A 14,116-nucleotide genomic window follows, 5' to 3' on the forward strand; every position below is an offset into this window, starting at 1 on the left:
TCCTTTGCTTGTCCTGGGGACACTATTCAATCGCTGAACCTTGGCCAATGGCGTAATAGCTATCTCGCAAAACTTGATAATCAGCATCGGCTACCGCCACCAAATCCGATGACGTGTATTTCTGGTTGGCCTCAGAGGTCAATAACGCTGACATCAACAGTTCTTGATTTTGCAGGATTGTCGTTCTCAACTCGTCTAAGAACTTTGTTCCTAGACTAGGATTGGCCACAAACACATCCGGAGGTAAGTTCTCACTCACAGCAAGGACTTTAATCTCCTTATCCTCCAATCCTGGGTTTTTCACATATTCCACATAGCGATCGTAGGAATCATTCCAGGCATCCACCTGCCCCGACTGCAATGCATCAAATCCTTTACGGTTGAGCATGACTACGTCATAGTCACCGGGGGTTACCCCCGCATCTAACAACAGTTTCATCGGCATAATATGCCCGGCAGTCGACCCTTCAGTCCGCATGGCAATGGTCTTGCCTTTTAAATCGCTCAGCTGATTAATGTCACTTTCCATACGGGCCATCACCATGGCAGCATACTGAGGCCGGGTTATACCCACAACAGGCACAGCCGATGCCCGCGCCCTCAGAAGCATATACTCCGAAGGGCCTGCCATGACAAAATCCAGCTCATTGGTAAGCAGTGCCGGTGCTGCCGCTAAATAGTTTTCAACTGCAAAAAACTCAACTGGCAGTTGCAGCATGTCTTCCAAAGCTTGTCGAAACGCTCCAAAGTCTTGTTCCAAGGCATCGTAGCCGCTGAGATCCGTCACCGCGAAATGCAGTTTATTGGGGCGTTTAACTTTGTTTTGAGCAGTGGACTCACTTGGTTTAGCTAGGGCACAACTCCCTAAAAACAATAAACCGTACCCCTGCAAAAAACGACGTCTCAACATAGCAGCCACAGGCAAAAAAAGCGAACAAAATTGATTGCTCCTTAATATTGCCCATATCCTCAGCACAACACAGACTAGCCAACGTCACTAAGCCCCTCAAAATATACGCCCCTCAGAATAGCCGTGCTGGATGAAATGATCACTCGGATTTTTATCTGCTGAAATTGACGCAATAGGGTTGGGATCACCCAAAGTCTCAAATTAAGATTAATAAAAACAATACTGGACTTACGTTAAGAGTCAAGATCTCAGCATGAGCCCATGCTTGAAAGATGGCGGCGATGGAGGGGCAATGGGGTGGGTTGGCCGTGAGTACTAACGATCGAAACCCACCCCGCCTTTCAGGCACCCCTCCCGAGGAGGGGATTAAGTTGAATAACTTATGAAATCCTTATTCCTTAGCCGCCAATTTGTGACATTGTCCGGCTGTAGGCTCCCGTTGTACCGGATTCTCGCATCTTGAAATTAATGTCTGGCTTATCTGCCACTAGGGCTCCCACGCGATCGCGAATTGAGTGAATCGAGTCCCCACCCCTCAGGGCTTCCCGCAGATTGAGTTGACCCACTTCATTCAGTAGGCAAGGCCGCAGCCAGCCATCGGCGGAGAGTCTCATGCGGTTGCAGCGATCGCAAAAACATTCAGACATCTGACTAATAAACCCCAAAGTGCCTTTGGCACCCGGAATCTTAAAAATATCCGCTGGCCCATTGCCACGAATCCTTGATTCTTCTAAACCCCAGCGATTAGAAATCTGTTGCCGAATTGTTTCAGAATCCACCCATCCCTTGTCAGCAAATAGCTCATCATTGCCAATGGGCATAAATTCAATAAACCTTACATGCCAATTCTTATCGACGGTCAAAGCGGCAAGATCTAAAATCTCATGGTCGTTGACACCTGGAATAACAACAACATTAAGTTTTAGTGGATCGAATCCTACTTGATGAGCCATTTGAATGCCATTCCAGACCTGCTGCCAACGCACATGATTGGATGACGTATCTTTGTTCGCCCCAGCAGGTTTACCAACAATCGCCTCAAATGTTTCTGGCTGCAGCGAGTCCAAGCTAATATTAATGCGGCGCAAGCCAGCATCATACAAGGGCTGAGCTAATTTTTCTAACTTAAAAGCATTGGTCGTTAAAGCTAGATCTGTTGTCTCTGGCAGATGGGCAATGTCATCCACCAGTTGCACAATGCCTGGACGTAGCAATGGTTCTCCACCGGTTAAGCGGAATTTCGTAAACCCCAGGGGGATAAAAACACCCTTCAGCAAAGTCAAAATTTCCTCATGACTTAGCCAAAATTCCCGTAGCACATAGCTAAGGTCAGCCCCTTCCGGCATACAGTACACACACTGAAAATTGCAACGGTCGATCAGGCTAATACGAAGATAATCAATCGGGTTCATGGTGTTATGAAGTCTGCTCGCCGTATTTTCTATTATGAACTACCTATCTTTTAGTCGTTATAGGCCATCGGCCTCGACCAAAGACTAATCCTTGAACCGCTATAAAGCGATTTCTAAGCTGATTGAAGTTGACCGAATCGCTGATCAGATGGTTGTTTGCCTATTTAACTGAGGGCTCATTTTACCGAACCCACATCCTGAGATTCTGATCAAGAGATTAGAAGATGGAGCATTAATACCGTGGGTTTGCTAATGTAGTTAGAATATTTTTTACAGATTTCCGGAAAAGTACTAGCCATCTTACATACCTAGATCTCAGGTGCTCCCAACCTCGGCAAATAGTCCTTTTAAAACCACTCACTTAGAGTATAAGAAATACGTTTTTCCCTGCCCATCAAGCTTCAGGACTTATTCGTGACTGCAAAAACTCCCGCTATCAACCATACAGTGTCTGCGAAATCACCTGAGTTCAACCGCCAGATGCTTATAATCCTTGACTTTGGTTCCCAATACTCTGAGTTAATCGCCCGTCGTATTCGTGAAACCCAGGTTTACTCAGAGGTCCTGTCCTATCAGACCCCAGCTGAAAAAATTCGTCAGCTCAATCCTCAGGGAATTATCCTCTCTGGCGGACCGAGTTCTGTTTATGCTGACCATGCGCCCAAGTGCGATCCTGCTATTTGGGATCTGGGGATTCCCATCCTTGGTGTCTGCTACGGCATGCAGCTCATGGTGCAACAGCTGGGGGGCGAGGTAGAGAATGCCGAACGGGGTGAATACGGCAAAGCCTCCTTATCTATTGATGATCCCACCGATCTGCTAACCAATGTGGGGGATGGCTCTACCATGTGGATGAGCCATGGTGACTCAGTGACCAAATTACCCAAAGGGTTTGAGGTTCTGGCGCATACTGATAATACGCCCTGTGCCGCTGTAGCCAATCATGAGATGGGGTTCTATGGTGTGCAGTTTCACCCCGAAGTGGTGCATTCCGTTGATGGTCAGTCTCTGATTTGCAACTTTGTTTATCACATCTGCAAATGTGAGCCCACATGGACAACCGAGGCCTTTGTGGAAGAAGCGATCCGCGAGGTTCGTGCCAAAGTGGGTGATCGGCGAGTTCTACTCGCTCTTTCAGGTGGCGTTGACTCCTCCACCCTGGCTTTCCTATTGCACAAGGCCATTGGTGATCAGCTTACCTGCATGTTTATCGACCAGGGGTTCATGCGAAAAGGTGAACCTGAGCGTCTAGTAGAGCTATTCGACCAGAAATTCCATATCAGAGTGGAGTATGTACAGGCCAGGGCTCGATTTTTAGAAAAGATCAAAGGCGTCACCGACCCTGAGGAAAAGCGTAAGCGCATTGGTCACGAATTTATTCGTGTCTTTGAAGAAGAGTCCAAACGCTTGGGTCCCTTTGACTATCTGGCCCAGGGAACGCTCTACCCCGATGTGATTGAGTCTGCTGATACTAATGTTGATCCGAAAACGGGTGAGCGGGTAGCCGTTAAAATCAAGAGCCACCACAATGTTGGTGGTCTACCTAAGGATTTACAATTCAAGCTGATCGAACCTCTACGCAAACTCTTTAAAGACGAGGTGCGTAATGTAGGCCGTTCTGTGGGACTACCGGATGAGATTGTTCGGCGTCAGCCTTTCCCTGGACCTGGTTTAGCCATTCGGATTCTGGGTGAAGTCACGCCAGAACGACTCAATATACTGCGCGATGCTGACTACATTGTGCGAGAGGAAATTCGCAATCGGGGTTTATATCATGACTTCTGGCAAGCATTTGCGGTGCTATTGCCGGTACGTAGCGTTGGTGTGATGGGGGATCAGCGCACCTATGCTCATCCCATTGTGTTGCGCTTTGTCAGTAGCGAAGATGGTATGACGGCGGACTGGTCCCGTCCTTCCTATGACTTACTAGAGGTGATTTCTAACCGCATTGTTAATGAGGTTGATGGCGTCAACCGGGTCGTTTACGACATTACGTCCAAACCCCCTGGCACCATCGAGTGGGAATAGGGCCTAGCTAAAGCTTAGAAACCCGGTTTCTGTATTTGGAATAACCCCAAAGGTAATCCCAAGTCAGAAACCGGGTTTCTCCGTTGTCGCCTGCTGCACCCGCCTAAACCACCGCTGCCCCTTTTGGACGCGCAAAGATCATGCGCCCTGCCGATGTCTGCAGCGCGCCCGTCACGACCACCAGCACATTGTTGCCAATGTATCCCTTACCCGACTCCACAACCACCATGGTACCGTCGTTTAGATAGCCGACGCCCTGGGCATCCTCCTTACCCTCTTTAAGAATCTTGATTTCAATGTCATCTCCGGGCAAATAAGCCGGGCGGATGGCCTTGGCCAGATCGTTAATGTTGAGTACGGCCACTTGCTGCACCTTGGCCACTTTACTCAGGTTGTAGTCATTGGTCAGCAGCATAGCATTCATCTCTTGGGCCAGCTTCACTAACTTGGCATCCACGGTGGCCACATCTGAATAATCAGCCGGATCGACCACCACTCGATCAGGATAAGCTCCCCGCAATCGGTTGAGAATATCCAGCCCCCGTCTGCCTCGGGCTCGTTTTTGATCGTTGGCAGCATCGGCTACAGCCTGCAGCTCCAGGAGGACAAACTGGGGAACTACAATTCGCCCCTCCAAAAAGCCAGTATCTAAAAGGCTTTCTATGCGGCCATCGATAATACAGCTGGTGTCCAAAATCTTCGAGGCCGAGGGTTTGAGGGTGCCTTCTGCGATCAGCATGCTTTCCACACTGCCAGGATTGACTAAACGCAACAGAGCCCGTCCTTGAGTATCGGCCAGGTTCATGCCTGACACTGCAAATACGATACTGTTCATCACTGCCGCTAGGGGCTTGATGAAGCTAAACTCGCTGGGAATCGGCAGTAAAAAGACCGGAGCCAAAATCAAGTTGGCAATTAATAACCCCAAAATCAAGCCGATGGCTCGCGCAAAAATACGATCGGGGGGCAGTGTGCGGATTTGTTTTTCGACGCGTCGATAGCTGGTTTGAGACACAATGCCTAAACCGGTGCCAATCAAAGCACCAAATCCGGCCATAACAGTGCCCAGGCCTTCAATATTATTGACCTGCTCTAAAACTTGGGGAGGCAAAAGGTCAATGCTATAAAAGCCAACGCCTGCACCCGCAACGATGAATGAAATAATGATTAGTGCGTCTAGCATTCGAATGATGTCGACCTTAGTGTGAACCTGCTGCGATGGTTAATGATAGACCATCCTTAAAGAAGGCCCAAACAACGACATTATAATCACTGATGCTCCCACGATTGGTTTCCGCCTTGAATGCTTTTATGTTCTGGCATTGCTAGTCTGAACTATGATCTCATTTAAAAATATGCTGGCCAGTATTTCTGAGCGGTATTTCTGAGCGATCGATTCATCCTCTTAATCAGCAACGGCTATGTTCTCAAGTGGCCTAGCGCCGACATCGGCCTACATTCATATTCCGTTTTGTCGCCGCCGCTGCTTTTACTGTGACTTTCCCATTTCGGTCATTGGCAATCGTCAACGGGGTGAAACATCTGGCACTATTAGCACCTATGTGGATTGGCTATGCCAAGAGATCCGGGCCACATCATCGTTGGGGCCAATGCTAACAACGGTTTTCTTTGGGGGAGGGACTCCGTCTCTGCTCTCTGTGGCGCAGCTTGAGCAAATTTTGCATGTCCTCAACCAGCAGTTGGGAGTAGCGACAGAGGCGGAAATTTCCATGGAGATGGATCCAGGTACCTTTGATTTGTCCCATGTGCAGGGCTACTGCAACCTGGGGGTAAATCGTATCAGCCTTGGAATTCAAGCGTTTGATGATGATTTATTAGAACGCTGCGGTCGGTTCCATCGGTTGGCTGATGTCTATCGGGCGGTGGATGATATGCACCGGGGCCAGGTACCGAGCTGGAGTTTGGATCTAATCTCAGGATTGCCTGGGCAAACTTTGGAGCAATGGCAGGTAGGGTTAGAACGTGCGATCGCAACCACCCCCCATCACATCTCCGTCTACGACCTCACCATCGAACCCCAAACTCCCTTTGGCAAGCAGTACCAGCCGGGTGAGCATCCCTTGCCCAGCGAAACCGCCACCGTCGACATGTATCGACTGGCCCAGCGCACCCTGACAGCTGCAGGCTATGACCATTACGAAATTTCTAACTATGCCAAAGCCGATCACCAGTGTCGTCACAATCGCACCTACTGGGAAAATCGACCCTTCTACGGATTTGGCATGGGAGCCACTAGCTATACCCAAACCCAGCGGGTGGCCCGTCCCCGTACCCGGCAGACCTACCGTCAGTGGGTGGACCATTATCAACAGACTGGCGGTATTCTTGACGCCCCCCAATTACCCCCGATAGAACAACTGACGGACCGTCTAATGGTTGGTCTCCGCCTCGTCGAAGGCATCGATCTGGCCCCATTTACCCAGACGTTGGGCCATCGCTTTACAACCATGCTCAACAATCGGTTGCAACCCTATCTATCCTCAGGTCAGGTGATCCTGGACAACAATCGCTTACGCCTTAGCGATCCCAATGGTTTTTTGATCTCTAACACCGTTCTAGCCGATCTCTTTAATGGCATCGAACAACTGGCTGGGGATCAATGACCATCTCCAAAAACTTAAACGTTTTGTAACATCGGCAACCATATCCACGATCCATAATTTGCCAAAGAAAGGATTTGTCCCCCTGCATTGATGCAGTACGATAGGTCCTCGTGAAAAAAAATCCCCGCAGCTATGCCCAAGGTACTTGTCTCCGACCCGATCGACCAGTCTGGTCTCGATATTTTGGCCCAGGTGGCCCAGGTTGATGTAAAAACTAAGCTCCCGCTTGAAGAGCTTGTTCAGCTAATCCCCAACTACGATGCCTTGATGATTCGTTCGGGGACTAAGGTCACCAGCGAGGTGATTGAGGCGGCTAGCCAACTCAAAATCATTGGTCGTGCTGGTGTCGGTGTCGACAATGTCGATGTCGCCGCCGCCACTCGGCGAGGTATTGTGGTGGTTAATTCCCCCGAAGGCAATACCATCGCAGCTGCTGAGCATGCATTGGCGATGATGCTGTCCCTGTCACGCAACATCCCTGAAGCAGACAAATCAGTGAAGGCATCCGCCTGGGATCGTAAGAAATTTACAGGAGTAGAGGTCTATAAAAAGATTCTCGGCGTTGTCGGTCTAGGCAAAATTGGTTCCCATGTGGCCACGGTAGCTCGGGCCATGGGGATGAACATATTGGCCTACGATCCATTTATTTCCAAAGAACGTGCAGCCGAATTAGGGTGCACCCTGGTGGACCTTGACTTGCTTTTCCAAGAAGCTGACTACATCACGCTCCACATTCCTAAAACTCCTGAAACAGCCCATTTGATCAATGCCGAGGCCCTGGCCAAAATGAAGCCCACCGCCCGCATTGTTAACTGTGCTCGGGGCGGCATCATTGATGAAGCCGCTCTCCATGAAGCGGTTAAGAATGGAACGATCGCAGGGGCCGCCATCGATGTTTACGAATCAGAGCCCCTGGGGGAGAGTTCGCTGCGAGAACTGGGTAAGTCTGTAGTCCTCACCCCCCACCTGGGAGCCTCCACCGCCGAAGCCCAAATTAACGTTGCCGTTGATGTTGCAGAACAGATTCGAGATGTGCTGCTGGGGTTACCCGCTCGCTCTGCTGTCAATATTCCGGGTTTACGCCCTGATGTACTCGAAAGACTACGTCCCTATCTGCAGCTGGCTGAAACCTTGGGGAACCTGGTCGGTCAGTTAGCAGGTGGTCGAGTAGAACAGGTGCAAATCACGCTCCAAGGTGACCTGGCAAACCAGGATAGTAAACCCATTGTCATTGCCACCCTCAAAGGGCTACTCACCAACGCCTTGAGAGAGCGCGTGAACTACGTCAATGCGTCCATTGAAGCCAAGGAACGGGGCATCCAGGTCATTGAGACCCGTGATGCCGGGGTCAAGGACTTTAGTGGTTCTCTCTATGTCTCCGCTCAAGGCTCCTTGGGTGAACATTCTGTGACAGGCATTATCCTGGGCGGGACTGAGGTCCGGATTACGGATATCAATCAGTTCCCGATCAATGTGCCCCCCACCAAGTACATGTTATTTACCCTGCACCGAGATATGCCAGGCATCATTGGCAAAATTGGCTCACTGCTGGGTAGCTTTAACGTCAACATCGCCAGTATGCAGGTGGGACGCCAGATTGTTCGTGGTGATGCGGTTATGGTACTCAGCATTGATGATCCCCTTCCCGATGGCATTCTCGAAGAGATTACAAAAGTGCCCGGCATCCGCGATGCCTATACCGTTGCCCTATAAGATGATGTAGATTAGCCGTGTCGAATACCTAGGGTGCCTCGACACGGCGATCACTGATTCCATAGACATCAATAAAATCCTTGGCAAACACCTGGTGGGAGATACAAGTTACCTGTTCTCCGCTTCTAGAGGACACAGTCTTCTGGCGGTTTGGAAATTGGGATGGGCGCGGCACCGCCAGTGAACGTTGGCGGCACCAGAGCAGGGTGAAAGCCTATTTCCCCCAGCAGCAGTTTGGCAACATGGATTTGGCAGCACTGGCTCTACGATTCCAGCAGGATGCTTTGTGCCTAGGGGTGAATGAACTACCCGAGGTGACCTGGAGTCTGATTGAGGATGAAGACTGGTCTAAAAGCTGGAAAAAATATTGGCAGCCCCAGCCCGTGGGGGATCGACTACTGATCAATCCAGCTTGGATGGAGCTACCGACGGAGTCATCGCGGCTGGTGCTCAAGCTGGATCCAGGTACCGCCTTTGGGACAGGGACCCATGCCACCACACAGCTTTGTCTAGAATCCTTGGAAATGCGCCTTAGTGAAAAAAGTCCCACCCCGATCACGCTGGCCGACATTGGCTGTGGTTCGGGCATTTTGTCGATCGGGGCGATTTTGTTAGGGGCTAGTCAGGTGTATGGAGTAGATACCGATCCGCTGGCGGTCAAGGCCACGGCTGAAAATCGAGACCTTAATGGGATTGATCTCGAGCGCATTCATGTGGCTGAGGGCAGCATCGATAGTCTCAAACTAGAACAGCCGGTAGATGGCTTTATGTGTAACATCCTGGCAGAAATCATTGTTGAGCTGATTCCACGCTTTAATGACATTGCTAAAGCGTCCACCTGGGGCATTCTAAGCGGTATCCTGCTGGATCAGTCAAAATGGGTGGCCGATACCCTCGAAGACCATGGTTGGATGGTAGCCACTCTCTGGCGACGGGGTGATTGGTGTTGTTTAAATATCCGTCGCCCATAAGGAGATGCTTATGGATAACGGGCTGTACTTGTTAAAAATTGCGATCGCGTCCGCTCTGATCAGCGTCCTGATCAAATGGGTTGGCCCGACCATTGCCCTATCCGAATCGGCTGCTCTGATCATGGTGCTACTCCCAACAGTCATCGTTGGGGGTTTACTACTGCGTCGTTTAAGTCAGGGTTAGCGATGGCAACCACCCGCACCATTGCCGAAATCAATCACAAAATTCGCGAAGGTCGTGTTGTCGTATGGACCGTTGAAGAAACCAAAACCAAGGTAGCCGAAATGGGTGTGGCAGCTGCCACAGCGGCTGTTGATGTGGTGACAACCGGCACCTTTGAGCCCATGGAATCCTCAGGAGCCATCATTAACCTGGGCCATACCGATCCCCCCATTAATATTCGTGAATGCTATCTAGATGGCATCATGGCCTATGCCGGGTTTGGGGCCGTCGATCTCTACCTAGGAGCCAGCCAGGTCGCGAGTAGCAATCGCTGGGGGGATACGTCAGAGAGTGATATCCCCAGTGAGCGCGGGGGGGGGCATGTCATCGCCCAGCTGATTGCCGGGAAATCAGTTCATCTCAGAGCCCTGGGGCATGTTAGCGACTGCTATCCTCGCGCTACTTTGGATATTTCCATCACCCGCGACACCATCAATCAGTTTTACCTCTTTAATCCGCGCAACCTTTACCAAAACTTTATCGTAGGTGTGAACAGCAGTGACCGGCCACTGCTCACCTATCTGGGTCCACTGCAGCCTTTTTTAGGTAATGCAGTCTATGCCAATGGGGGAGCCCTCTCCCCCATGCTCAATGATCCTCAGATGCGGACAATCGGTATTGGCAGCCGACTATTTATCGGTGGTGCCCCTGGCTATATCGCCTGGGAAGGGACCCAACATTTTCCACTGCAAAAGCGCTTACCCAATGGCACCCCCATCGGGCCATCAGCCACCGTCGCTCTGATTGGTGATGCCAAACAAATGCAACCCGAGTGGGTACGAGGCTGCTACTTTAGCGGCTATGGTCCCTCACTGATGTTAGGGGTAGGGATCCCGATTCCAGTTTTGGATGAGGCCGTGATGCAGAGCTGTGCCATTAGCGATCAAGACATTGTTGCCCCAGTGATTGATTTTTCAATCCCTCGACGAGTCCGCCCCAGCTTTGGTCTCGTTAGCTATCAGCAACTCAAATCTGGCCGTCTGACCATCAACGGTAGTCGAGTGAGAACGGCCCCCCTTTCCAGCCTATATCTAGGTTGTAGGGTTGCCACTATACTCAAAGATTGGATTATGCAGGGCAACTTTGAACTCAGTGAACCGGTCGCCCCCTTGCCAAATCAGACTGCGTTTTTACCCCAAAACAATTGAGGTAAAAACACGACCGTGAACCGGAAAGGGCTCAATCCTCCTGTGAGCTGTCTGTGTCAGGAACAGCGCTACTACTATCACCCACTTTGACTACGTTGGGTTTTTCGCCCCCATCCCCCTTGGCTAGATTGGGTTTAGGCCTAGGGGCACCAGAACGCTTTGCCGGTGGTCGACGCTTACCACCGCCACCGCCACCGCTGCTACCACCAGGGCGGCGCTTAGAGCGTTTCTTGGGAGGGACAGCGGCCACATAGCTACCTTCATTCAGCACAAACTGATTACCTTCTCGATGCACATGCATATCCCAGAAGTAGCCGATCGTTTTAACACCGATGCTGCCGTTAATCACTAGCTTAAAGGGACGCTTGGGCTGTTTACCCGTACGCATTTTCTGGACGATGCTGACGGTGATTTCCTGTTTACGCTCATCAAATTTGACGACTTCACCCCGAATAGAAAAATAATCGGGTTGAATAGCGTCCTCTGGGGCTGCGATGGTCTCATCGTCCTCTTCTCCGAGAGTCTCAGGCTCCCAAACACCGACAATTTGTACAGCAATACCAATATCGTCCTGGAAAATAGTGCGGGGATAAACCACCCATAGGTGGTCTTTTTCTAAATCCAAGTGCTTTTTAACAAGACTCGTAGTCCGTCCCAAAAGCACCGCACAGGTGGTGGTCCCATCGTGGTTGACGATGTTGCCACGATTAAAAGACTCCTCAGAAGGCTCATAGCGCCCCTTTAATAGACCAATGGCCCGATACTGCATTGGTTCGCTAGGGGGGGCAATCGGCTGTAGCCTGGGCTGGGGCTCAGGGGGTGCCTCTGGGGCTGCCCCCTCTGATTCCGACTCACCAGTCGTTACATCGGTGCTTTCAACTGGTTCAGTGGGTTCAGCGGCAGATGCCGCAGCATCTGCCGCAGCATCTGCCGCTGTTGTTTCTTTGACCTTAACGGCTTTCACCACCTCCACCACTTCCACGGCAGCTGGCGGTTCAACTATTTTTTCTACAGGCTCTTCAATCGGCTTCTCAACGGGCGGCTCAGGCTTAACAGGTCGTCTAGGCGGCTGTTTGAGGGCAGGACGATTAGAGTCAGCAGCTGCGCTAGCATCATCCGGATTACCATCGGATGCAGTATTAGGCATTTCTGGGGGGCGACTGTCTGCAGAACTCATTAATTTCGAAACCTCCTCAATCAGGAAAATCAGCTTACTTAGCAGTTTGAACTATGTGTTCAAACTTTAGTTATGGAGTTGTCTACGGGTTTGAATATCTGACCTATTACTTATATCTGGTCTGTCCTTATCTAGAAGACATACAAATGAAATAGTTTATATGAATGGAATGCTATTTGGTTGAACCTAACAGCTTTTAGATTAATAAACCAAGCCTATCTTGAAAAAAAATTTCCCTAAAGGGTGACAGTCCATAAAGTTCATAGCCGCTTTTAGGTTACCATTCACAGATTTTGACAGATGTCAGCTCAATTTAAGGATATTCTGCGCAATCAAATATCTTGAACCTCACTATTCATGATCTGACTAAGTTAGATAGTAGTTTGGTGAATTTATAAAAAAATATTTACTCTTTTTTAGTCTGAATGTTGGGAAATGTCAGCGTCAACGATCAGCCTTACGAACGTTAATGCAGACCAAGATTGAGAGCCGAGCTGGACTGGGTCATTTGGGTTTAATATGGGCAAGTTGCTTTGAAGGAGGGAGTCCCGTGGCTGTCAAGCGCAATCGCTGGCTGATTGGCGGAATTTTATTTATAGCTGTTGCTGCACTGCTAGCGGTGTCCCTCGGACCTCTGATCCAAGCGGCTTTTGATCAGAATCCTGGTGGCGGCTACAACAATGCTGTATCCACACCGACTGAAACGGATCGCCAGGCAGAGCTAGAAGGTCGAGCCAATGGTTATGAGCTGGTGTTACAGCGGGAGCCTGATAATCAAGCAGCCCTGGAGGGACTGGTAGAAGCACGGGTTGGCTTGGGCGATTTGGCAGGAGCGGCTGAACCGCTGGCCAGATTGGCAGAATTAAATCCTCAAGAGCCTCGATACTCTGTACTTTTGGCTCAAACCAAGCAACAGCTCAATGATTTAGAAGGTGCGGCCCAAACTTATCGCACTGTATTGACAGCAACGCCTGGGAATATGGAAGCCCTGCAAGGGTTGGTCACTCTGCTACTGCAGCAAGAGCGTCCCCAGGCTGCGGTGGGTCTTTTGCAGGACACGTTGAAGACAGCGGATCAGTCCAACCAAATTCAGCCGGGGACCATTGATGTCATTGCAGTCAAGCTGCTGCTAGGGCAGGTCTATGCTGAGCAGTCTCGCTATGATGATGCGATCGCAACCTACGATACCGCTATCCAAGATGCCCAGAGCATAGGAGGAAACCCAGACTTTCGTCCCATGCTGGCCAAGGGTCTTATCCTCCGAGAAATCGGCAAAGAAGACGAAGCTCAGCCCTTATTTGAAACGGCCCTATCCCTGGCACCTGTGCAGTTCAAAGACCGGATCCAGCAGTTGATTAATCAAGGCCAAGCCAGCCAGCCAGCTGATGCGGCCCCAGCTTCAACGCCTACGACAGAACCAGCGGTAACTCCAGATGAGCCTGCCGAAGCTTCAACTCCAGACACCGCCGAATAAAACAATCTAAATAGAGGAAGAGGGCAACAGGCAAAATCTTATGCCTATTGCCCTCTTCCATCCAAGATCTGCCGTTTCCCAAATCCTAGGCAACTGTCTGACTCGACATCTGCTGATTACTAAACGAGCGACTTTGACTATCTGCTGCCGTCACAGCATCCATTTCACTAAATTCGATATGGTTGATCAAGGTAGTAACAAACGCAAATAGTAAAAATGGTAGTGACAGCACCAAAATTAGCCCTACACACACCAGTGCATAAATAGGACGACTAGCCCCCATTAACGCCAGGGCTGTTGCCAGGCTCAGAAATAGTACAATCAGCCAGACAATGATCTGACCATAAATATCACCAAAGGTCAGAGTGCAAACAAACCGGTACTTAGAGGCGTTATTCATATTGGCCATACTCATGTGGATCAGATTTATCAAGCA

General features: G+C 50.1%; 12 protein-coding genes. 7 read left to right on the plus strand and 5 right to left on the minus strand.

What is annotated here, in order from left to right; genetic code table 11:
• Positions 1 to 22: 22 nt before the first annotated feature.
• Together IXB50_RS13045 and moaA are read right to left on the minus strand one after the other, a co-directional pair.
• Positions 23 to 910, minus strand: a complete 888-nt coding sequence (locus IXB50_RS13045; RefSeq protein ID WP_215609414.1) for a phosphate/phosphite/phosphonate ABC transporter substrate-binding protein — start codon at positions 908 to 910, stop codon at positions 23 to 25.
• Between the two features lie 398 nt (positions 911 to 1,308).
• The gene (moaA, locus tag IXB50_RS13050; RefSeq protein WP_215609415.1) at positions 1,309 to 2,322 is read right to left on the minus strand and encodes a GTP 3',8-cyclase MoaA; all 1,014 of its coding nucleotides are present in this window, start codon (positions 2,320 to 2,322) and stop codon (positions 1,309 to 1,311) included.
• 480 nt (positions 2,323 to 2,802) lie between these two features.
• On the opposite strand from moaA, the gene guaA reads away from it, so the two are divergent.
• Positions 2,803 to 4,350: a glutamine-hydrolyzing GMP synthase gene (gene guaA, locus IXB50_RS13055; protein WP_215609416.1), complete on the plus strand. Its 1,548-nt coding sequence runs from the start codon at positions 2,803 to 2,805 to the stop codon at positions 4,348 to 4,350.
• 103 nt (positions 4,351 to 4,453) lie between these two features.
• Here guaA and IXB50_RS13060 read toward each other — a convergent pair whose 3' ends face one another.
• Positions 4,454 to 5,533, minus strand: a complete 1,080-nt coding sequence (locus IXB50_RS13060; protein ID WP_215609417.1) for a PIN/TRAM domain-containing protein — start codon at positions 5,531 to 5,533, stop codon at positions 4,454 to 4,456.
• Positions 5,534 to 5,771: 238 nt separating this feature from the next.
• Here IXB50_RS13060 and hemW point away from each other — a divergent pair, with 238 nt between their 5' ends.
• The 5 genes from hemW (at position 5,772) to IXB50_RS13085 (ending at position 11,029) form a co-directional block, all read left to right on the plus strand.
• Positions 5,772 to 6,974: a radical SAM family heme chaperone HemW gene (hemW, locus tag IXB50_RS13065; RefSeq protein ID WP_215609418.1), complete on the plus strand. Its 1,203-nt coding sequence runs from the start codon at positions 5,772 to 5,774 to the stop codon at positions 6,972 to 6,974.
• Between the two features lie 132 nt (positions 6,975 to 7,106).
• On the plus strand, positions 7,107 to 8,687 hold the full coding sequence (gene serA, locus IXB50_RS13070; RefSeq protein WP_215609419.1) for a phosphoglycerate dehydrogenase: 1,581 nt from the start codon (positions 7,107 to 7,109) through the stop codon (positions 8,685 to 8,687).
• A gap of 80 nt (positions 8,688 to 8,767) precedes the next feature.
• Positions 8,768 to 9,658 carry a 50S ribosomal protein L11 methyltransferase gene (gene prmA, locus IXB50_RS13075; protein ID WP_215609420.1) on the plus strand — a complete coding sequence of 297 codons (891 nt, stop codon included), beginning with the start codon at positions 8,768 to 8,770 and terminating at the stop codon, positions 9,656 to 9,658.
• A gap of 10 nt (positions 9,659 to 9,668) precedes the next feature.
• Entirely contained in the window at positions 9,669 to 9,842 is a 174-nt protein-coding gene (locus IXB50_RS13080; RefSeq protein ID WP_215609421.1) for a hypothetical protein, read from the plus strand.
• Positions 9,843 to 9,844: 2 nt separating this feature from the next.
• The gene (locus IXB50_RS13085) at positions 9,845 to 11,029 is read left to right on the plus strand and encodes a homocysteine biosynthesis protein (RefSeq protein ID WP_215609422.1); all 1,185 of its coding nucleotides are present in this window, start codon (positions 9,845 to 9,847) and stop codon (positions 11,027 to 11,029) included.
• A 31-nt stretch (positions 11,030 to 11,060) separates the two neighbouring features.
• On the opposite strand, the gene IXB50_RS13090 is transcribed toward IXB50_RS13085, so the two are convergent.
• Positions 11,061 to 12,206, minus strand: coding sequence for a hypothetical protein (locus IXB50_RS13090; RefSeq protein WP_215609423.1), 1,146 nt, complete (start codon positions 12,204 to 12,206; stop codon positions 11,061 to 11,063).
• 550 nt (positions 12,207 to 12,756) lie between these two features.
• On the opposite strand from IXB50_RS13090, the gene IXB50_RS13095 reads away from it, so the two are divergent.
• Positions 12,757 to 13,680, plus strand: coding sequence for a tetratricopeptide repeat protein (locus IXB50_RS13095; protein WP_215609424.1), 924 nt, complete (start codon positions 12,757 to 12,759; stop codon positions 13,678 to 13,680).
• Positions 13,681 to 13,765: 85 nt separating this feature from the next.
• Here the strand turns inward: IXB50_RS13095 and IXB50_RS13100 are convergent, their stop codons facing one another.
• A complete protein-coding gene (locus IXB50_RS13100) occupies positions 13,766 to 14,080 on the minus strand; it encodes a hypothetical protein (RefSeq protein WP_215609425.1) in 315 nt (104 codons plus the stop codon).
• Positions 14,081 to 14,116: the final 36 nt, after the last annotated feature.

It is taken from the genome of Leptothoe spongobia TAU-MAC 1115, assembly GCF_018739885.1.
Taxonomy (GTDB): Bacteria; Cyanobacteriota; Cyanobacteriia; order Phormidesmidales; family Phormidesmidaceae; genus Leptothoe; species Leptothoe spongobia.

What these genes read in the sequence shown, in the direction of transcription:
- IXB50_RS13045 (WP_215609414.1), bottom strand. Translation starts at nt 910, where the DNA reads ATGTTGAGACGTCGTTTTTTGCAGGGGTACGGTTTATTGTTTTTAGGG.
- moaA (WP_215609415.1), bottom strand. Translation starts at nt 2,322, where the DNA reads ATGAACCCGATTGATTATCTTCGTATTAGCCTGATCGACCGTTGCAAT.
- guaA (WP_215609416.1), top strand. Translation starts at nt 2,803, where the DNA reads ATGCTTATAATCCTTGACTTTGGTTCCCAATACTCTGAGTTAATCGCC.
- IXB50_RS13060 (WP_215609417.1), bottom strand. Translation starts at nt 5,533, where the DNA reads ATGCTAGACGCACTAATCATTATTTCATTCATCGTTGCGGGTGCAGGC.
- hemW (WP_215609418.1), top strand. Translation starts at nt 5,772, where the DNA reads ATGTTCTCAAGTGGCCTAGCGCCGACATCGGCCTACATTCATATTCCG.
- serA (WP_215609419.1), top strand. Translation starts at nt 7,107, where the DNA reads ATGCCCAAGGTACTTGTCTCCGACCCGATCGACCAGTCTGGTCTCGAT.
- IXB50_RS13080 (WP_215609421.1), top strand. Translation starts at nt 9,669, where the DNA reads ATGGATAACGGGCTGTACTTGTTAAAAATTGCGATCGCGTCCGCTCTG.
- IXB50_RS13085 (WP_215609422.1), top strand. Translation starts at nt 9,845, where the DNA reads ATGGCAACCACCCGCACCATTGCCGAAATCAATCACAAAATTCGCGAA.
- IXB50_RS13090 (WP_215609423.1), bottom strand. Translation starts at nt 12,206, where the DNA reads ATGAGTTCTGCAGACAGTCGCCCCCCAGAAATGCCTAATACTGCATCC.
- IXB50_RS13100 (WP_215609425.1), bottom strand. Translation starts at nt 14,080, where the DNA reads ATGAATAACGCCTCTAAGTACCGGTTTGTTTGCACTCTGACCTTTGGT.